At 37.2% G+C, this 18,768-nt stretch carries 16 protein-coding genes and 1 pseudogene; 11 read left to right on the top strand and 6 right to left on the bottom strand.

Translation table 11 applies throughout. The annotated features are described in order from the left end of the window. The first annotated feature begins 184 nt into the window (after positions 1-184). Both H6F45_RS10845 and H6F45_RS10850 read left to right on the top strand, forming a co-directional pair. Positions 185-1,510 carry an RDD family protein gene (locus H6F45_RS10845; protein ID WP_190347163.1) on the top strand — a complete coding sequence of 442 codons (1,326 nt, stop codon included), beginning with the start codon at positions 185-187 and terminating at the stop codon, positions 1,508-1,510. 4 nt (positions 1,511-1,514) lie between these two features. Next, the gene (locus H6F45_RS10850; protein WP_190347164.1) at positions 1,515-2,801 is read left to right on the top strand and encodes an RDD family protein; all 1,287 of its coding nucleotides are present in this window, start codon (positions 1,515-1,517) and stop codon (positions 2,799-2,801) included. A 270-nt stretch (positions 2,802-3,071) separates the two neighbouring features. On the opposite strand, the gene xth is transcribed toward H6F45_RS10850, so the two are convergent. Then, positions 3,072-3,854: an exodeoxyribonuclease III gene (xth, locus tag H6F45_RS10855; RefSeq protein WP_096572370.1), complete on the bottom strand. Its 783-nt coding sequence runs from the start codon at positions 3,852-3,854 to the stop codon at positions 3,072-3,074. Positions 3,855-4,538: 684 nt separating this feature from the next. Between xth and H6F45_RS10860 the strand changes: the two genes are divergently transcribed. From H6F45_RS10860 to H6F45_RS10870, 3 genes are all read left to right on the top strand, one after another. Then, complete coding sequence (locus tag H6F45_RS10860; RefSeq protein WP_096572371.1) at positions 4,539-4,733, top strand: hypothetical protein; 195 nt, start codon at positions 4,539-4,541, stop codon at positions 4,731-4,733. Between the two features lie 190 nt (positions 4,734-4,923). Continuing rightward, on the top strand, positions 4,924-6,282 hold the full coding sequence (locus tag H6F45_RS10865; RefSeq protein ID WP_190347165.1) for a folate/biopterin family MFS transporter: 1,359 nt from the start codon (positions 4,924-4,926) through the stop codon (positions 6,280-6,282). 107 nt (positions 6,283-6,389) lie between these two features. Beyond that, positions 6,390-7,865, top strand: coding sequence for a carotenoid oxygenase family protein (locus tag H6F45_RS10870; RefSeq protein ID WP_190347166.1), 1,476 nt, complete (start codon positions 6,390-6,392; stop codon positions 7,863-7,865). 46 nt (positions 7,866-7,911) lie between these two features. On the opposite strand, the gene H6F45_RS10875 is transcribed toward H6F45_RS10870, so the two are convergent. The 3 genes and pseudogenes from H6F45_RS10875 to H6F45_RS10880 form a co-directional block, all read right to left on the bottom strand. After that, complete coding sequence (locus tag H6F45_RS10875; protein WP_190347167.1) at positions 7,912-9,276, bottom strand: cytochrome P450; 1,365 nt, start codon at positions 9,274-9,276, stop codon at positions 7,912-7,914. A gap of 74 nt (positions 9,277-9,350) precedes the next feature. Next, positions 9,351-9,509: pseudogene (locus H6F45_RS26515) on the bottom strand (type II toxin-antitoxin system RelE/ParE family toxin); the annotation flags it as partial. A 147-nt stretch (positions 9,510-9,656) separates the two neighbouring features. Further along, positions 9,657-11,027: a cytochrome P450 gene (locus H6F45_RS10880; protein WP_190347168.1), complete on the bottom strand. Its 1,371-nt coding sequence runs from the start codon at positions 11,025-11,027 to the stop codon at positions 9,657-9,659. 259 nt (positions 11,028-11,286) lie between these two features. On the opposite strand from H6F45_RS10880, the gene H6F45_RS10885 reads away from it, so the two are divergent. Further along, a complete protein-coding gene (locus H6F45_RS10885) occupies positions 11,287-12,576 on the top strand; it encodes a Glu/Leu/Phe/Val dehydrogenase (protein ID WP_190347169.1) in 1,290 nt (429 codons plus the stop codon). A 357-nt stretch (positions 12,577-12,933) separates the two neighbouring features. On the opposite strand, the gene H6F45_RS10890 is transcribed toward H6F45_RS10885, so the two are convergent. Together H6F45_RS10890 and H6F45_RS10895 are read right to left on the bottom strand one after the other, a co-directional pair. Then, positions 12,934-13,266, bottom strand: a complete 333-nt coding sequence (locus H6F45_RS10890; protein ID WP_190347170.1) for a DUF5615 family PIN-like protein — start codon at positions 13,264-13,266, stop codon at positions 12,934-12,936. Next, positions 13,263-13,487: a DUF433 domain-containing protein gene (locus tag H6F45_RS10895; RefSeq protein ID WP_190347171.1), complete on the bottom strand. Its 225-nt coding sequence runs from the start codon at positions 13,485-13,487 to the stop codon at positions 13,263-13,265. The genes H6F45_RS10890 and H6F45_RS10895 overlap by 4 nt, the downstream gene beginning before the upstream one ends. A 103-nt stretch (positions 13,488-13,590) precedes the next feature. Here H6F45_RS10895 and H6F45_RS10900 point away from each other — a divergent pair, with 103 nt between their 5' ends. The 5 genes from H6F45_RS10900 (at position 13,591) to minE (ending at position 18,323) form a co-directional block, all read left to right on the top strand. Further along, on the top strand, positions 13,591-14,022 hold the full coding sequence (locus H6F45_RS10900) for a DUF29 domain-containing protein (protein ID WP_190347172.1): 432 nt from the start codon (positions 13,591-13,593) through the stop codon (positions 14,020-14,022). Between the two features lie 304 nt (positions 14,023-14,326). Beyond that, the gene (locus H6F45_RS10905) at positions 14,327-15,649 is read left to right on the top strand and encodes a four-carbon acid sugar kinase family protein (RefSeq protein ID WP_190347173.1); all 1,323 of its coding nucleotides are present in this window, start codon (positions 14,327-14,329) and stop codon (positions 15,647-15,649) included. A gap of 178 nt (positions 15,650-15,827) precedes the next feature. After that, the gene (minC, locus tag H6F45_RS10915; RefSeq protein ID WP_190347180.1) at positions 15,828-16,931 is read left to right on the top strand and encodes a septum site-determining protein MinC; all 1,104 of its coding nucleotides are present in this window, start codon (positions 15,828-15,830) and stop codon (positions 16,929-16,931) included. A 244-nt stretch (positions 16,932-17,175) separates the two neighbouring features. Next, complete coding sequence (minD, locus tag H6F45_RS10920; RefSeq protein WP_096572383.1) at positions 17,176-17,982, top strand: septum site-determining protein MinD; 807 nt, start codon at positions 17,176-17,178, stop codon at positions 17,980-17,982. 35 nt (positions 17,983-18,017) lie between these two features. Next, the gene (gene minE / locus H6F45_RS10925) at positions 18,018-18,323 is read left to right on the top strand and encodes a cell division topological specificity factor MinE (protein ID WP_096572384.1); all 306 of its coding nucleotides are present in this window, start codon (positions 18,018-18,020) and stop codon (positions 18,321-18,323) included. Positions 18,324-18,768: the final 445 nt, after the last annotated feature.

Genomic DNA, 18,768 nt, shown 5'->3' on the forward strand with positions numbered 1-18,768 from the left:
AATATAGGCTATTACGGAAACAAAGTCTATTTAATCGGAATATATAGAATAACTCGTTCATTTTGGTCTGTCCTGTATAGCTTTGATTTATTATCCTGAGTTAAATACTTAATAATACTTAACTTTATCACTTTGGTACATATTATCTTAATATACTCTTTAACTATAATTCACTTGTGATATTATGATTGGTCAATTGCTTAACGAACGTTACAAGATCATCGAGAGACTAGGAACCGGTGGTTTTGGAGAAACATATATAGCTGAAGATAAAAGTAGATTTAATCACCGTTGTGTTGTTAAAAGGCTTAGACCTCAACCTCAGGCTAATACCCGATGGGTAGAGGAAGCATTTCAGAGAGAAGCATATACATTACAGCGTTTACAGCATGATCAAATTCCTGAACTTTTAGCTTTCTTTAATGAAAATAATGAATTTTTTTTAGTTCAGGAATTGATTGATGGTAGGAATCTGGGTCAAATACTGACTCCTGGTAAAGGATGGACTGAACATGAAGTGATTTTTTTGTTGCGAGATATTTTACAAGTATTAGCATTTGTGCATCAACAAAGAAAAATTCACCGTGACATCAAACCAGCAAATTTGATCATTCGCAATTCAGATAAAAAAATTTTTCTGATAGATTTTGGTGCTGTTAAAGAAGTTACTACACAGGTATATGACAACGAAGGGAAAGTAATAGAAGCTACAGGTGTAGGTACTCCGGGATATATGGCACCAGAACAAGCTAGGGGCACACCTGATCTATGTAGTGACATTTATGCAGTGGGAATAGTAGCAATTGAAGCACTTATAGGTAAAAGGCCTGTTGTAGACTCAAGAACATTAAAAGTTATTTGGCAGGATCAATTAGAGGTAAGCGTCAGAGATGATTTAGTTCAATTTTTAACTAAAATGGTCGATCCTATTCCCTATAGACGCTACCAGTCGGCCTTAGAAGCGTTACCTATAGCAAACAATTTGACTCAAACTATAATATCACCACCACCGCCGTACCAGTCGGACTTAGAAGCGTTACCTATAGCAAACAATTTGACTCAAACTATAATATCACCACTACCGCCGCCACCGCCGCCACCGCCGCCACCAATTAAATATGCTGGTTTTTCCATGAGATTAGTAGCGGAGATTTTAGATATAACAATTGTAGGTATTCCCAGCTTTGTTTTTACGGAGTTGGATAATGCAAATTATCCTCAGGATCAATTCTGGGTACGGTTATTAGTATGTTATGTAATCCTGGGGTTTGTATACTCCACGGTGATGGAAAGTTCACAATTCCAAGGAACAGTGGGGAAACTTTTGTTAGGAATTGTAGTCACAGATATCAATGGTAAAAGTCTGACTTTTGAGCAATGCGCTAAAAGATATTTCTGTAAGTTACTTTCATATTTAACACTTTTCATCGGCTTTTTTATGGCTGGTTTCACGAAGAAAAAAACTACTCTTCATGATCTAATATCAGGTTCTTTAGTTATCAGGAAATAGTGATATGTATACCAATAAGACCGCAAGTCTTACTAAAAGATGTGCAGCTTCTCAGCAAGATGGATTCATTACTTTGGTTTTATCAGCGGTTATTACTATGGTTTCTAACCCACCTGATAACAATTCTTTGGTGATTACAGGGTTGACTGTGTATATTCTGTTGGGATGGATTTACTCTGCAGGTATGGAGAGTTCTTCTATTCAGGCTACATTTGGCAAAAGAATCTCAGGAATCATGGTTACAGATGCTAACGGTAATAAAATATCATTTGCTAGAGCTTCAGCTAGATATTTCTCTAAGAGGTTTTTTATTTTGCCTTGGATACTTGCTTTTCATTTTAGTAATAATGCTTATTCATCTTTATCAGTATTCTTACTTCTAATTGGATTTGCTCTGTTAATAATTGGTCCTTTAATGGCAGTATTTACACCAGAGAAGCAAGCTCTTCATGATCTTATTGCTAGATCTTTAGTTATTAATGGTATTGGTCAATCAATAAACTTTCCCTGGAAGTTTTTGATTTTATTAATTACAGGAGCAATCTTAGCAGGTAAAATTTTAGTTACTTTATCAACGACACCGAATAATGTTGGTTGTAGTTTACGGAGTAACAGTAACATTTTTCAAGAACAACTTATGGAAACTAATGCCAAGATTAATCCCAATATTAATGGCAATTGGCAATTGGAATTTGCTAGTGGATTCACTCAGATCCCAGTAACAGCAATACTATCTATACACAATGCTTCAGGAATTATGCTAGTTAGATTACCTAATCAAGGTGGAACTCAAACTATTAAACAAAACGTGGTTTTATGTTCTTCTAATAATACTAGTTTAGTTTTGTTAGGAGAAAATCCTGTTGATGTAAATACAGAACAACCAAGTTCTAATTACAATCCTGATAATTTTCGGATTGATGATGTAGGAGTGGAACGAAAACCTGTGTTCTCCAATTATTATTTAGATGGTAATAATACTTGGGTTCCATCTACATCTCAAGTTAAAAGTAAGTTTAGTGGTTATTCCAGTGTAGCAATTGAGATGATAGAATCCCAAGATGGAAAGGTTGTTATTACGAAAGTTACCAGTGAATCTAATGCTGAAAAAGCTGGTCTAAAACCTGGAGATATAATATCAAGTGTTGATAGCACAAGCATTAGCAGTATTCAAGATGTCAACACAGTAGTGAAATCTTCAACTATTGATTCTACTTTAAAATTTGAAATTAGTCGCGGTGATGAAACTCTCAATATTGATGTAAAACCAGATTGTTGTGTTAATCCATAAACAAAATCATCAACATCCTAATTAGGGTTTGCTGATATTGCAGCGTCGCATAGTATAAGCCATAAAACTCTTTCCGTTGAGTTAGAGGAAACAGGAGACAGGAGGAGATTTAAAAATTTCTTGACCTCAAAACTTTGATTAATGAAATTTTTGTGTTTATTCAGGATCTCCTCATTATCTCGTATGATTCACCGGTCTCTATTGTTTACCTTGATAAAGTGCGATTGCGCGGAGCGCACTGCCGTAGGCAATCGCTTTACTTGCTATCCTCTAAAATTCCACCACCACCGGCGTATGATCACTAGGTTTTTCTAACTTCCTGGGTGCAATATCAATAATACAACTTTGAGCGCGTTCATAAAGCACAGGTGTTAAATAATGATGGTCTATTCTCCAACCTAAATTTCTTTTAAAAGCCGCCGTCCGATAATCCCACCAACTATAATTTCCCCCCTCTTGATTAAACTTTCTCAAAGCATCCGCAAAACCCAAATCAAGTACATCTTTTAAAGCTTGGCGTTCTGGGATAGATGCCATAATGTGATTTTCTATTTTTACTTTGTCATTAATATCTATATCTTCCAAGGCAATATTAAAATCACCACACATAGAAATAGCCGGATTTGATAATAGTAATTGCTGCAAATATTTCCGTAATACTGTTAACCAACGCAGTTTATATTCATATTTTTCACTTCCCACCGATGAACCATTAGGAACATAAAGATTGACAATTCTCACTCCATCAATTACACCACTAATTACCCGCTTTTGTTCATCCCAAACTGGATCTAAATCTGTTAACACTGAACAGAAACCCATACTCACATCTTCCAAAGGTTGACGGCTAATCAGTGCCACTCCGTTATAAGCTTTCTGTCCGTAAATATAAAGATGATAACCTAAGTTTTCAAAAGAATTTAAGGGAAAATCCTGATCTACAACCTTCGTTTCCTGCAAACACAAAACATCAACAGGATTTTCACTTAACCAGTTGATCACCTGTTCTAAACGAGTCCGAATTGAATTGACATTCCAAGTAGCGATTTTCATGAGTTACTTATCAGTAGGATAGTAAATAAAGAAATATAGAATATGTAAATTTTTTGTAATCATTTTTGATTGTGGATTTTTTTGTTCAACCTCCCATTCACTTAAAAATAAGCTATAAGTAATTGATCCCTGCTGTAAATGCGTATTCGCAAATACAAAATAGGCAAAATTGTAAGTTAGGATACAGAACATTATAAATGATTATGATCCCCCAGATAGATGAAAATATAAAATACTTGCTTGTAAACTAATAAAGACGTTAATTGTTAGCACTTACTACGACTGTGATATTACATTTGTGAGTGAGTTGATAATACAGTTAACCGAGAATACGCTTTTCTAATAGTCAGTCAGAAAAGTTAACTTAAATGGAAGAAAAGTAAGCATAAATGCTTTTACCTCATAAAATAATTTCAGGATTGGTAGCAGGTGATGTCAAATCAATAAATCAATATAAATCAATATATATGATGTTGACACTCTTTGTAGACCAAACCAAGAATCGCAAGATATAGCATATTAGCTCAATTTTCACCAGAAAATATCCCAAAATATGCAAATTCTGTCACCAAGCGGAGAGGTTGGAACTTTCACAGATACATCCATTTAGGTGTAATCAAATTAGGTGTAATCAAAATTTTTTTGCTCGATTACAACAACAAACTTTTTTAGGAGGACATTGGTATGAGTAATAGAGCCAACACTTGCCCATGCTGCGGTGGATCAATCCTACGTCATGTCCGTCATGGTGAACTATATTGGTTTTGCCTTTCGTGCCGACAAGAAGTACCACTGTTAACTATCAGTCGCTTATCAAATCATTTGGAAACCCGTAACACAGGAGTAGTTACTCCGTCTGCTGTTAACTCAGTAGAGTAATCTAATGCGGCTGGTTCTGAATATCTACAGAGTGGAAATAGACAAGTGAATACCATATTTCTTGAGAGCAAGCGTCAAGCTAGAGATGGCGCTTGCGCTTTGGTTTGACTTTGTTGCCAGAACAGCGGATAACTTCCAGTTAATGTCGATATGATATAAAAGTAGATAAAACTTAAAGAATATTCATCAAATGCTGATTCACTCATCTGACTTGCCCAAAGTCAAAGACTCAGTAGGCAAAAAAATTCTCTTAGGTAATGAACCTAAACCAGAACTAATTGCGATTCTAGCAGTCTACTTTGTTCAAGGCATATTAGGGTTATCGCGTCTAGCCGTTAGCTTTTTCCTCAAAGATGAATTGCAACTGAGTCCAGTTGAGGTATCAGCACTGTTGGGAATAGTTGCTCTACCTTGGATGATTAAGCCATTATTTGGCTTTATTTCCGATGGTTTGCCCATATTTGGCTACCGTCGCCGTCCCTATCTAGTGTTATCTGGGATACTGGGGGCTGGTGCTTGGGTAAGTTTGGGAACAATAGTTAATAATAGTTGGGCGGCAACAATAGCGATCGCCCTATCTTCCCTTTCCGTTGCCTTCAGTGATGTCATTGTAGACTCCCTAGTTGTCGAACGTGCCAGAGTAGAAACCCAAGCCAAAGCTGGTTCTCTGCAATCTTTGTGCTGGGGTGCTACTGCTCTTGGAGGCTTAATTACTGCTTACTTTAGCGGCTTACTCCTAGAATATTTCAGCACACGCACAGTATTTTTAGTCACGGCATTTTTTCCGCTAATTATTTCCGTGGTAGCTTGGTTAATTGCAGAAACGCCAATTAACAAAGACACTATAAAACCTCAAGCAAATAATCTTCTCTCCACCTCCAATCAAATTAAACAACTGGGTAAAGCGATTACACAAAAAGTAATTTGGATACCCACAGCATTTATCTTTCTGTGGCAATCTACCCCCAGTGGAGAAGCAGCTTTTTTCTACTTTTTCACCAACGAATTACACTTTCAACCTGAATTTTTAGGCAGAGTCCATTTAGTTACCAGTTTAGCCTCATTAATTGGAATTTGGATTTTCCAACGGTTCTTAAAATCCGTACCATTTCGAGTAATTTGTGGCTGGAGCATCGTCATTTCTGCTGCATTAAGAATGACAATGTTAATATTAGTAACCCACACTAATCGAGCATTAGGAATAGATGATCAATGGTTCAGTTTAGGTGATAGCTTAATACTCGCAGTCATGGGACAAATTGCCTTCATGCCCGTGATGGTATTAGCCGCAAGAATATGTCCCTTGGGAATAGAAGCCACATTATTTGCCCTCTTAATGTCAATCTTCAATTTAGGAGGAGCTATTTCCAGAGAGTTTGGGGCTTTAATCATGCACTGGTTAGGAATTACCGAAAATAACTTTGATACCCTCTGGTTACTAGTAATTATCACCAATGTAATTGCCCTTGTACCATTGCTATTTATCAAATTTTTACCAGGTGAAGAAACAGAAACTATCACATCTACTCAAAATGCAGTAATTCAGTGAATTAATCAAAACCATTTAATTTTCATTTTTGTTTTTTGAAAAGTACATTCATGATGTACTGTTGAAAAAATATCATCTTGTCTTGAAAAAATAAAAAATACCAAAACATGCAGATTTTAGAACCTCAAAACCAGCAAACGTTAGCAAAATCTTACAATCAAGAAGATTGGCAAAAAGGATATGAATCACTCAAACAAGAATATGATTATTGGATTGATGAAATAGAAGGGGTAATACCCGCAGAACTACAAGGAACACTATTGAGAAATGGACCCGGTTTATTAGATATCAACGGACAAAGATTACATCATCCCTTTGATGGGGATGGAATGATCAGCCGCATTACATTTACTAACGGACGCGCCCATTTTCGTAATAAATTTGTAGAAACAGAAGGTTATTTAGCAGAAAAAAAAGCTGGTAAAATTCTTTATCGTGGCGTATTTGGTACACAAAAACCAGGAGGTTGGTTAGCTAATGCCTTTGATTTCAAAATCAAACATATTGCTAATACTAATGTTATCTATTGGGGTAAAAAACTATTAGCTTTATGGGAAGCAGCAGAACCTTATTTATTGCATCCCCACACCTTAGAAACATTAGGCAACGAATATTTTAATGGTGTTTTATCCCAAGGTGAAGCATTCAGCGCCCATCCCCGCATAGATCCCAATGGTAAATTAGTTAATTTTGCCATTAAACCAGGACTATCAACCACAATTACAATTTTTGAACTCAACACCAACGGCGAAATTATCAGTAAACAAAATCATAGTGTTCCTGGTTTTTGCTTTATTCATGATTTTGTCATCACCGAAAATTACTGTATCTTCTTCCAAAACCCTGTTAATTTTAATCCCATACCTTTCGCTTTAGGAATGGCCAGTGCTGGACAATGTATTCAAGTCCAAAAAAATCAACCCACAAAAATCATTATTATTCCCCGCAAAGATAGTAAAGCTGAGAAAGAAGAAGTCAGAACTTTAGAAACCCAAGCAGGTTTTATTTTCCATCATGTCAACGCTTTTGAAGTGGAAACTGAAATTATCATTGATTCAATTTGCTATGAATCATTACCAGAAGTAGAACCAAATACTGATTATCTACAAACCAACTTTGACACCAATGCACCAGGACAAATTTGGCGATTTGATATTAATTTGCCGGAGAAAAAAGTACAAAGTCAGTTAATAGATAAACGTGCTTGTGAATTTCCTACTATTCATCCAAATAATGTAGGAAAACCCTATCGTTATTTATATATTGCTGCCGCACATAACCCTATAGGAAATGCACCCTTACAAGCTATTTGGAAAGTAGACTTAGCAACAGAAAAACAAGAAATTTGGAGTGCAGCACCACGGGGTTTTATGGGTGAACCAATTTTTATTCCTCGTCCCAACTCTCAACAAGAAGATGAAGGTTGGGTAATAGCTTTGGTTTATGATTCAGAAAATCATCGCTCAGATGTAGTGATTTTAGATGCTCAGGATTTTTCAAAAGGTGTAATTGCTAAATTACACCTTAAACATCATATTCCTTATGGTTTACATGGGAGTTTTACACCAGAAACATTCATTTAATTAATGTAGGTTGGGTTAAGCGTAAACCCAACACAACAAAATCATATTAAATAGAACGGAAAAACACCTTTAAACCATCACTGGGTTGAGGTGTAGGTGTCATTTTTAAATCTAAATTTTGTCCTGGTACAAGTTCCCATTCATAACCACGCAACAGCAAAGCAGCAAATATTTTCATTTCCAACTTAGCAAATTCTTTACCTAAACATTCTCTCATCCCACCACCAAAGGTAACATAACTAAAAGGTTTAGATTTTTCCTCATTTCTCTCTACACTAAACCTTGCTGGGTCGAAAGTTTGAGAATTTTTATAAATAGTTTCATCTTGGTGGGTTTTCCCTATTTGATACAGTACACTCCAACCTTGAGGAATACTATATCCATTAAATTCACAAGTTTTAGTTACAGAACGAAAACCACCACCAACAGGGGGAATAACTCGCAAAACTTCCTTGAGTATTTGGTCTAAATAAGTCATTTGTTTCAGATGTTCAGAGGTTAATTCACCTGTAACATTTATTTGTTGTTGTTCTTTCCTTGCTGCTGCTAAAATGTCTGGGTTTTGTGCTAACAACAAACAAAAAGAAGACATTGCCGAAGTTAAGGTTTCATGTCCAGCAAATAATAATGTTAAAATTTGATCTTTGAGTTCATTTACACTCAAACTATTACCATCTTCATCTTTGGCATTTAACAACAAACCCAAAGCATCTTTTTCTGAATTTTCTGAGATTGGCTGCTTTTGACGTTGTAAAATTATATTTTCAATTTTCGCTAATAACAGTTCTCGACTTTTTAAAGCTTTACCAAACTTAGTCCAAGGTAAACGAATGGGAAGAGTAAATAAACCTTGACACCATTCTTCAAATAATTCAGCAAAATGAGGATCATTAGTAGTATCTGTTCCTACTAATAATTTACAAGCCACATCAAAAGTATATTGTCTGATTTCAGGATACCAGGTTAATTGACCTAAATTTAACCATTTTTGTAAATAGCTATTAGTAATTTCCACCATTGTAGGTGTATAACTTGCTAAAGCTCTGGGTAGAAATGCTTGAGCTAATAATTTACGTCGGGTTTGATGAATGCTTCCAGTTTGCGTTGCTAAAGATGCAGGACCAAGCAATTCTGAAACAGTCTTAGGCCATTGAATTATAAAATTCTGATTTTCACCACTAAATACAAAGCGGTTTGCATCTGCTCCTATCATCATAATTGTAGGAGAACCAAAGATATTAGTTTTAAAAATGTTGCCGTATTTCTGTTGTCTTTTTCTGGCAAAATTTTTATCTGTTAAAAAACTAATTGTTTCACCAATGATAGGTAAACCAAAGTTTCCCGGTGGTAAAGGTAATTGATTATCAGTAGAAATATCTTGGTTTTTTGATTTGTTTTCTTGGATTTTCATAATTGTATATAGTTTGATGGGATACTAATGTTATCAGTTGGTATTGGTAATTGCTAATTAATAGTTTTTGAAGTTTATCCTATTAAACGATTTAATCTTTTGTAGACATCATCATCATTACGTTTACCAACTAAAATAACTTCTACTAAATCTTGCTCTTGATAGTATCTATAAATAATGCGATATTCACCACTATCTACTCGATAAAAACCCTGATAACCAGATAGTTGTTTTCAGAACTTGTCAGATATCTGACTTCTAACATTGAATTATGTTTTTTAACATCATCATCAAAGAAGTCGGGGTCTAGTGTCTCAGAAGTTTTCAGATACCCGACTTCTAACGTTCAGTTATGGTGTGTTAATATTCTCAAAAAGAAGTTAGGGATCTAGTTTCTTGAAAAATACTTTTAACCCATCACTCGATTGAGGCATGGGTGTCATTTTTGAATCTGAATTTTGTCCTGGTACAAGTTCCCATTCATAACCACGTAAGAGCAAAGCAGTAAATATTTTCATTTCTAACTTAGCAAATTCTTTACCTAAACATTCTTTAATTCCCCCACCAAAGGGAATGTAACTAAAAGGTTTAGATTTGTCCTCATTTCTCTCTACACTAAACCTATCTGGATCGAAACTCTGAGGATTTTGATAAATATTTTCATCTTCATGGGTTTTGTATATGTCATACACTACCACCCAACCTTCAGGAATAGAATAACCATTAAATTCACAGGTTTTGATTACTGAACGAAAACCACCAAGTATGGGGGGAATAAGTCGTAAAATTTCCTTAAGTATTTGGTCTAGGTAAGTCATTTGTTTAAAATGTTCAGCTGTGAGGTCACCTGTACAATTTATTTGTTGTTGTTCTTGTCTTGCTGCTACTAAAATTTCTGGGTTTTCTGCTAACAGCAAACAGAAAGAAAAGAGTACAGAACTTAAAGCTTCATGTCCAACAAATAATAATCCTAAAATTTGATCTTTGATTTCATCTACACTCAAACTATTGCCATTTTCATCTTTGGCATTTAACAATAAATCCAAAGCATCTTTTTCTGAATTTTCCAAACTTGGTTGTTTTTGACGTTCTACAATAATCTTGTCAATTTTTGCTAATAACAGTTTTCTGCTTTTCACAGCTTTACTAAACATAGTCCAAGGTAAGCGAATGGGAATAGCGTGTAACCCTTGACACCATGCTTCAAATAATTTGTGAAAATCATGGTCATTAGTAATGTCTGTTCCTACTAATAATTTACAAGCTATATCAAAAGCATATTCTCTCAGTTGAGGATACAAAGCTAATTGACCTAAATCTTTCCATTTCTGTAAATAGCTATTAGTAATTTCTACCATTGCAGGTGTATAACTCGCTAAAGCTCGCGTTTGAAATGCTTGGGCTAATAATTTACGTCGGGTTTGATGTATGCTTCCTGTTTGCATTGCTAAAGATACAGGACCCAACAAGTCTGAAGTATTCTTATCCTGTCTAACTGTGAAATTCCGATTTTCACCACTAAATATAAAGCGGTTTGCATCTGCTCCTATCATTACAATTGTAGGAATACCAAACATATTAGTTTTAAAAACGTTACCGTATTTTTCTTGTCGTTTATTAATAAAGTTTTTATCTGTTAAAAAACTAATTGTTTCACCAATGATAGGTAAACCTAAGTTTCCAGGTGGTAAAGGTAATTGATTATCAGTAGAAATATCTGGGTTGTTAGATTTGTTTTCTGGGATTTTCATAAGGATTATCAAGTAAAAGTTCAGGTTTTTCAGTTTTAAGTACCCAAGCAAAATTAATTTACAGCGATTTTTAGGCAAGTGTATAAAATTTAAAAAATTGTAATATATTTGCGTTCTTCAGTAAAATAATTGTTGCTACACATAAATATAACCAAACAAATGTAACAAAAACTACAAAATTCTTATTTTTTCAAAAAAACAGGGTAAGCTAACCATACATATCCGGTTCACCAAAGTACCGTGATGAGGAGTAAATGTTATGGTGACAACCTCGCGCCCATTGTGGGAAAATCATTCTCCAGCCCATATTTGCCCGTTTGACCAAGCTTGTAGTTATTTAGAATGGGCAGGTAAAGAGTTAAAATTAGATCCTGGTTTATTAGAAATACTTAGTCATCCCCGGAAAGTCGTCACCGTTTCCATACCCGTAAAAATGGATAACGGGGAAGTGCGTGTTTTAGCCGGACATCGGGTACAACATTCTGATATTTTAGGACCATATAAAGGTGGTATTCGTTACCATCCGGCAGTGACTTTACGGGAAGTTTCCGCTTTAGCGATGTTGATGACTTGGAAATGTGCATTGTTAGGTATTCCCTACGGTGGTGCTAAAGGTGGTATTCCCATAGATCCGAAACAATACAGTGTGGGAGAATTAGAAAGAATAAGTCGCCGTTATATCAGTGAGTTAATTAAAGATATCGGACCATCAGTAGATATACCAGCCCCAGACATGGGTACATCTGCGCGGGAAATGGCCTGGATGATGGATACTTATTCTGTAAATGTTGGTCATGCTGTACCTGGTGTTGTTACTGGTAAACCCCTTTCTATTGGTGGTTCTCTGGGTCGAGAAATGGCTACGGGGCGGGGTGTAATGATTATTGTCCGGGAAGCCTTGGCGGATCAAGGTAAATCCCTGGCAGATGTAAAAATTGCTATTCAAGGTTTCGGTAATGTGGGGGGTGCTGCGGCTGAATTGTTATACCAAGCAGGGGCAAAAATTATTGCGGTTTCCAGTGGTGCTGGGGGTGTATATGCGGAAACTGGGCTTGATATTCCGGCTTTAAAAGCTTACGCTGCTCAAAATCGTCGCAGTGTGCTGGGTTTTCCCCAAGCTACACCGATTAGTAATGCAGATTTACTCATTTTACCTTGTGATGTATTAATTCCTGCTGCTTTGGAAAATCAAATTACGGAAGAAAATGTGCATCAGATTCAAGCGCAAATGATTGCTGAAGCAGCTAATGGACCTGTGACTTTGGAAGCTAACCGAGTTTTAGAAGCCAGTGGAGTTACGGTTTTACCTGATATTTTAGCTAATGCTGGGGGGGTAGTAGTTAGTTATTTGGAATGGGTGCAAGGTCTTTCTTATCTGTTCTGGGATGAGGAAAGAGTAAACCGGGAAATGGAACATTTAATGGTAAATGCTTACCATCACGTGATGCAACAAGCACAGACTCGCAGAGTAAATTTACGGTTAGCCGCTTATACTCTTGGTGTGGGTAGAGTGGCGCAAGCTTTGACTGATAGGGGTTTGTATCCTTAGTTACAGGGCTGTAACTCGTTAACTCGTTCCCAGTCTTAGAGGATGTTTGAAAAGTCTAACTTGGGCGATTAGAAATCACATCTACACAGACAAAACCTGCCTACGCAGGTTTCAAATCCTTAATTTTTCGTTAGTCCACGCAGGTGGACTTTGCTTGTGTAGTAGCGTTCGCCGTCAGGCGTGCCGGAGGCTCTATTATATTCGCCGAAAACTTTTAAGACAACCTCTAAGTATCTTAGTATTCCTTCATACTTGTGTTAAATAACTTAGATATAATTTTTCTGTACTTACACATTACGAATAAATATTGTAACAGCAAGTAATATCTCAATTTTACAGTATTCTTTGAAAGTTTATTTAAGTAATTTCAACTAATGCTTCACCCGAAGATAAAATTTCCAAAGCTGTCAGCAAATTGACACTCAAAATCTCTCTCAGTCTAGCATTTGAGGTATTACCACAGGTTAACCAGATGATTTGGGGTGGTGTTCCCAGACGTTCAACTAAATCAACAAAGTCACTATCCTTAGTCATAAAAATAACACCTTTATCCTTTGCTGCTGCAAAAATTTCCTCATCTTCAGCATCTCTTAATCCAACATCACGCAAGGCTAAAGCAGTTATACTAAATGTCTGACTAATCCAAGTGGCAATAGCTGGTGATAAATGTGCATCAACCCAAATTATCATGCGACTAACACCGGATGATTGAGTTTTCGTGAAGCGTATAAAAGTGCAGCTTTGAGATCGTCAGCTTCCAAATCCGGCATTTCTTCTAGAATTTCTTCTGCACTTAAACCAGAAGCAAATAAATCTAATACATCTGATACCCTAATTCTCATTCCCCGAATACAAGGACGACCACCACATTGTTTAGGATTAATCGTAATTCTTTCTAGTAAACTTGACATATAAGGTGATTTCAATACTCTTTTTTCAGTATAAATCAAGTTTGTTTGATTTGCAACTAACCTAAGCTAAAATAACAACACATAGCTAACCCACCCCTATTCTATGCAAACACCAACAAAACCCGAAACTCAAACCCTATACGATCAAGATTATTACCTGTGGATAAAAACAACCATCAACCAACTTCGCACAGGTCAATTTTCTGCTGTTGATTTAGAGAATTTATTAGAAGAATTAGAAACTATGGGTAGAAGTCAGAAGCGAGCAATTAAAAGTTTATTAATTAAGTTGCTTGAACACCTACTCAAACTCAAATGCTGGGATAATGAAAGAGAACGAAATCAAGGACATTGCAAAAGAGAAGTTAGAACATTTAGAATACAAATAAAAGATGAACTTACAGATAGTCCGAGTTTAAAGCCTTACATTTTGGAGATATTTGAAAAATGTTATCAAGAAGCAAGAAAATTAGTCAGTGATAGTGCTCAACTTCCTCTTGACACATTCCCCATTATCCCCATCGGTTCTTTATAACAAATTCTGGATGAAAACTGGTTTCCCGAATATAGCAATCCTATTTAACTGCAAATACCCTAATTTTTTCTCAAAGATTTAGTTCACACCTGAAAAAGTGAGCAAATTTTGCGCGATAATAAACAACCACTTGCCAACAACCAAGAGTTACTTGTAAATAATTTAGCCAATCTGCAAACCTGAGAAGTGAGATATCTAAATCAATGATTACAGTTAAATTTAGATATGCAAAAATAATTGAAAAATCTCAAAAAAATGTCATCATATTTTAAACGTAGAATATTTACCACCATTAACATACTCAATGAATAACCAACCCAAAATAATCGTTTTAGATGATGATCCCACCGGTTCTCAAACTGTTCACAGTTGTTTACTCCTGATGCGTTGGGATGTGGAAACCTTGCGTTTAGGTTTAAAAGATGATGCTCCCATTTTCTTTATCTTAACCAATACGCGATCGCTCACCCCAGAAGATGCAGCAAATGTCACCAGAGAAGTTTGTCATAACCTCAAAATCGCACTAGCAGCAGAAAACATCGAGGATTTTCTCGTAGTTAGTCGTTCTGACTCCACCTTACGCGGTCATTATCCCATAGAAACCGATGTCATTGCCGAAGAACTCGGACCTTTTGACGCTCATTTTCTCGTACCCGCATTTTTTGAAGGTGGGAGAATTACCTGTGACAGCATCCATTATCTCATTATTGATGGTGTACCCACCCCCGTACACGAAACAGAATTTGCTCGTGATTCCGTATTTAGTTACAATTACAGCTACTTACCCAAGTATGTAGAAGAAAAAACCAGAGGACGCATCAAAGAAGATACCGTCACCAGATTTTTACTTGATGATATCCGTAAAGGTAGCTTAGAAAGATTATTACAACTGCATGATAATCAGTGTGGGGTAGTTGATGGGGAAACCCAAGCCGATCTTAACACCTTTGCTGTAGACATATTAACAGCCGCCAGTCAAGGTAAACGCTTTTTATTCCGCTCCGCTGCTAGTATATTAACAGCTTTAGCTGCTTTACCCCCCCAACCCATAGCTGCGGAAAATATGGCAGAATATGTGCGTGGTGGTAAGCCGGGAGCAGTTATTGTTGGTTCTCATGTGAAAAAGACAACTCAACAGTTAGAATCACTGTTAACAGTTGCGGGAACGGTAGGGATAGAAGTTAATGTCGGAAGATTACTTGATGATGGAGTCAATGAATCTGCTAAACTGCTAACCGAGATTCTAGAACAAATCCGGGAAGTACATAACGCTGGAAAAACACCAGTAGTTTATACTAGCCGTCAGGAATTGACTTTTAAAGATGTCAAAACTAGATTAGACTTTGGGGCAAGAGTTTCGGCTTTACTAATGGATATTGTAAAGGGTTTACCAGCTGATATAGGATTTTTAATCAGCAAGGGGGGTATAACTTCTAATGATGTCTTGAGTACAGGTTTAAATTTAACTTCTGCTCGGTTATTAGGTCAAATTTTAGCCGGTTGTTCAATGGTAATTACACCATCTGATCATCCTCAGTTTTCTAATTTACCTGTGGTTTTATTTCCCGGTAATGTCGGTAATGCTGATGCCTTGGCTACAATTTATCAAAGATTGACTAATCAGTAAACATTTATCAGGAGTCAGGAGGCAGGAGTCAGGAGTCAGGAGTCAGGAGTCAGGAGGCAGAAGGCAGGAGGCAGGAGGCAGAAGGCAGGAGGCAGAAGGTAAATATTTCTCCCCAATCACCAATCACCAATCACCAATCACCAATTACCCATTACCCATTACCCATTACCCATTAAGAATGAATTCTGATTCTAAGAAATCACCAAAAGATTTGAAAATGGAGTCAAATTCTGCACTTAACGATGCAGAATCAATCTCTATTAATGATGATAGAGAGGAAAAAAGTGTCAACCCTGTTCATAACGAGGGAGATACTAATGTAGATGTTAAAGATAGTGATTCTATCATTCCCAATGGAGAGCTAAATTCTGTTCTTGTCTATTTACAAGCTCATGCAGATAGGAAGATAGATTCTAATTCTGAAGAGAAATCTGAAGAGAAATCTGAAGATAAGAAAACAGAAACAAGCAATTTTGAATTGATTGATCTGAACAGCGATGAGTTAGTGTCAACAGGAAAAAATAACAACAATAATATTCAAGTTCAGTTAAAAACCAAGGAGGGAAGACTATTATTAATTTTGCCAACAGAATCTCAAGTACCTGCTTCTGAGTTCAGTTGCTCCGAGATTTGGCAACAAATGAGACAGAGACTAAATGGTAGCGATCGCCTACGTATACCTAACACTATAGTACATTTGGTAGCGAAAGACCGCTTATTGGACTCAAGACAACTGCAAGAACTGGCACAAACTTTAAATGAACTGCAACTAGAGTTAAAATCAGTCGCCACAAGTCGCAGACAAACCGCGATCGCCGCTTGTACATTAGGTTATTCTGTCGAACAAATCCAACTACAACCATCCTTCACCGCTGACGCTCAACCAGGTCCTAAACCTCTAGCAGATGCGCTCTATCTAGAAATGACAGTAAGATCAGGTGGAGAAATTCGCCATCCCGGCACTGTGATTATTTTGGGAGATATCAACCCTGGTGGTATTGTGGTTGCAGATGGTGATATTCTCATTTGGGGGCGTTTGCGGGGGGTAGCTCATGCCGGCGCTGGGGGAAATCGTGATTGTCTAATTATGGCTTTGCAAATGGAACCAACCCAACTGCGAATCGCCGATGCAGTAGCTAGAGCGCCTGAAAAATCACTAACACATTTTTTCCCAGAAGTGGCACATATCACACCCGAAGGCATCCGTATTGCCAAAGCTACTGATTTTTCTCGCAGTCAGTTAAGCAAAATTAATCAGAGTCTCTATGGCAGGAGTCAGTAGTCGTAGGGGCGAAGCATTCGGAAAACAACCTTGGACAAAAATTGATAATTTATCGCCCGAATGCTGATGCTTCCAGCACGCTTCGCGAACGCCCGTACAGGAGTCAGGAGTAAAACCTGATAATGCTGGAAGTTTCATCATATATTGATGTTATCAGCGCCCCGTCTACTGCTATAACTAGTTCTAAATATTCTCTCAATATTTAGTATTATTTCCACCAACCCTAATCGAGCGCATTGCCGTTATGAGTCGTATTATTGTAATTACCTCCGGTAAAGGAGGAGTGGGTAAAACCACGGTTTCCGCAAATCTGGGTATGGCTTTAGCCAAAATCGGGCGACAAGTGGCCTTAGTTGATGCGGATTTTGGTCTGAGAAATTTAGATTTGTTGCTAGGACTAGAAAACCGCATTGTCTACACAGCGGTAGAAGTGTTAGCTAGAGAGTGTCGTTTAGATCAAGCTTTAGTCAAAGATAAACGACAACCGAATCTGGTACTACTACCAGCAGCCCAAAATCGCACCAAAGACGCGGTAACACCAGACCAAATGAAACTGCTAGTAAATGCACTAGCGCAAAAATACCAATATGTAGTCATAGATAGTCCCGCAGGGATTGAAATGGGGTTTAAAAATGCGATCGCCCCAGCTAAAGAAGCCCTCATTGTCACCACCCCGGAAATCTCCGCAGTCCGCGATGCTGACCGGGTAGTAGGATTATTAGAAGCACAAGGTGTCAAAAAGATTCATTTAATCATCAACCGGATTAGACCTGCAATGGTACGGGCAAATGATATGATGTCTGTACAGGATGTTCAGGAACTTCTCGCCATCCCCTTAATCGGGGTTGTCCCTGATGACGAGCGTGTGATCGTCTCTACTAACCGAGGCGAACCTTTAGTATTATCAGAAGCTCCTTCTTTGGCAGCCTCAGCCTTTGAAAACATTGCTCGTAGATTAGAAGGGGAAACTGTCGAATTTCTTGATCTTGACTCCCCGAACGACAACTTATTTTCCCGGTTACGCAAGTTGTTACGGACAAAGATTGTTTAATTTTTTTCAGTTACCGCCTTATAACCTAGCCAGCAATGATTCTTGAACTTTTAGAAAAACTTTTTGTTCGCACACCAAACACCAGTCGCACCGAAGTTAAACGTCGTCTGCAAGTAGTTATAGCCCACGACCGAGCAGACTTAGATGCCCAAACCTTGGAAAAAATGCGTCAGGAAATCCTAGCAATTGTCTGTCGCTATGTAGAAATTGAAACAGATGGTTTGGAGTTTTCTTTAGAAAGCAACCAACGCACAACTGCTTTGATTGCTAATTTACCCATCCGTAGGGTAAAGGAAAACACTCTTGAACCAGAGGAAACAGAGACATCTATTGAGGTTTGATCTCAATACTTTTCGGTTAAGCCCAAAACAACGAAATAACGTAGGTTGGGTTGAACGAAGTGAAACCCAACAAACCCCTGTAAATGTTGGGTTTTGTTCCTCAACCCAACCTTGTATCTTAGAGGAGGGTGGGTTAGGAGTGTATTAAATTTGCACTGCAAGCTCTTGTCAGAATCAGGATTTTTCGTTTTTTAGTTTCAAGACTTGACAAGTCGCAAAAATTGTTGTACAGTTATGTTATGAGTAGAAATCTGTGGAGCCAGATATAGTAAACTTTTAAATATTCAACATCGTTATTTCCACTCACATTCAAAAAATCCGATACAAAAAAGCTAACTAATGCTAACAAAAGTTGGCTTTTTCTTCCTGTTTCACCCTAGCAGTGTCGGCACTATCTAGTCCACAGGCTAACACGATCAATCTGACCGCTTCTTGTTTTAAATTA

This window comes from Sphaerospermopsis sp. FACHB-1194 (assembly GCF_014696235.1).
GTDB lineage: Bacteria > Cyanobacteriota > Cyanobacteriia > Cyanobacteriales > Nostocaceae > Sphaerospermopsis > Sphaerospermopsis kisseleviana.

Coding starts and splice junctions, on each gene's coding strand:
- H6F45_RS10845 (WP_190347163.1), top strand. CDS start 185: ATGATTGGTCAATTGCTTAACGAACGTTACAAGATCATCGAGAGACTA.
- H6F45_RS10850 (WP_190347164.1), top strand. CDS start 1,515: ATGTATACCAATAAGACCGCAAGTCTTACTAAAAGATGTGCAGCTTCT.
- xth (WP_096572370.1), bottom strand. CDS start 3,854: ATGAAAATCGCTACTTGGAATGTCAATTCAATTCGGACTCGTTTAGAA.
- H6F45_RS10860 (WP_096572371.1), top strand. CDS start 4,539: ATGAGTAATAGAGCCAACACTTGCCCATGCTGCGGTGGATCAATCCTA.
- H6F45_RS10865 (WP_190347165.1), top strand. CDS start 4,924: ATGCTGATTCACTCATCTGACTTGCCCAAAGTCAAAGACTCAGTAGGC.
- H6F45_RS10870 (WP_190347166.1), top strand. CDS start 6,390: ATGCAGATTTTAGAACCTCAAAACCAGCAAACGTTAGCAAAATCTTAC.
- H6F45_RS10875 (WP_190347167.1), bottom strand. CDS start 9,276: ATGAAAATCCAAGAAAACAAATCAAAAAACCAAGATATTTCTACTGAT.
- H6F45_RS10880 (WP_190347168.1), bottom strand. CDS start 11,027: ATGAAAATCCCAGAAAACAAATCTAACAACCCAGATATTTCTACTGAT.
- H6F45_RS10885 (WP_190347169.1), top strand. CDS start 11,287: ATGGTGACAACCTCGCGCCCATTGTGGGAAAATCATTCTCCAGCCCAT.
- H6F45_RS10890 (WP_190347170.1), bottom strand. CDS start 13,266: ATGATAATTTGGGTTGATGCACATTTATCACCAGCTATTGCCACTTGG.
- H6F45_RS10895 (WP_190347171.1), bottom strand. CDS start 13,487: ATGTCAAGTTTACTAGAAAGAATTACGATTAATCCTAAACAATGTGGT.
- H6F45_RS10900 (WP_190347172.1), top strand. CDS start 13,591: ATGCAAACACCAACAAAACCCGAAACTCAAACCCTATACGATCAAGAT.
- H6F45_RS10905 (WP_190347173.1), top strand. CDS start 14,327: ATGAATAACCAACCCAAAATAATCGTTTTAGATGATGATCCCACCGGT.
- minC (WP_190347180.1), top strand. CDS start 15,828: ATGAATTCTGATTCTAAGAAATCACCAAAAGATTTGAAAATGGAGTCA.
- minD (WP_096572383.1), top strand. CDS start 17,176: ATGAGTCGTATTATTGTAATTACCTCCGGTAAAGGAGGAGTGGGTAAA.
- minE (WP_096572384.1), top strand. CDS start 18,018: ATGATTCTTGAACTTTTAGAAAAACTTTTTGTTCGCACACCAAACACC.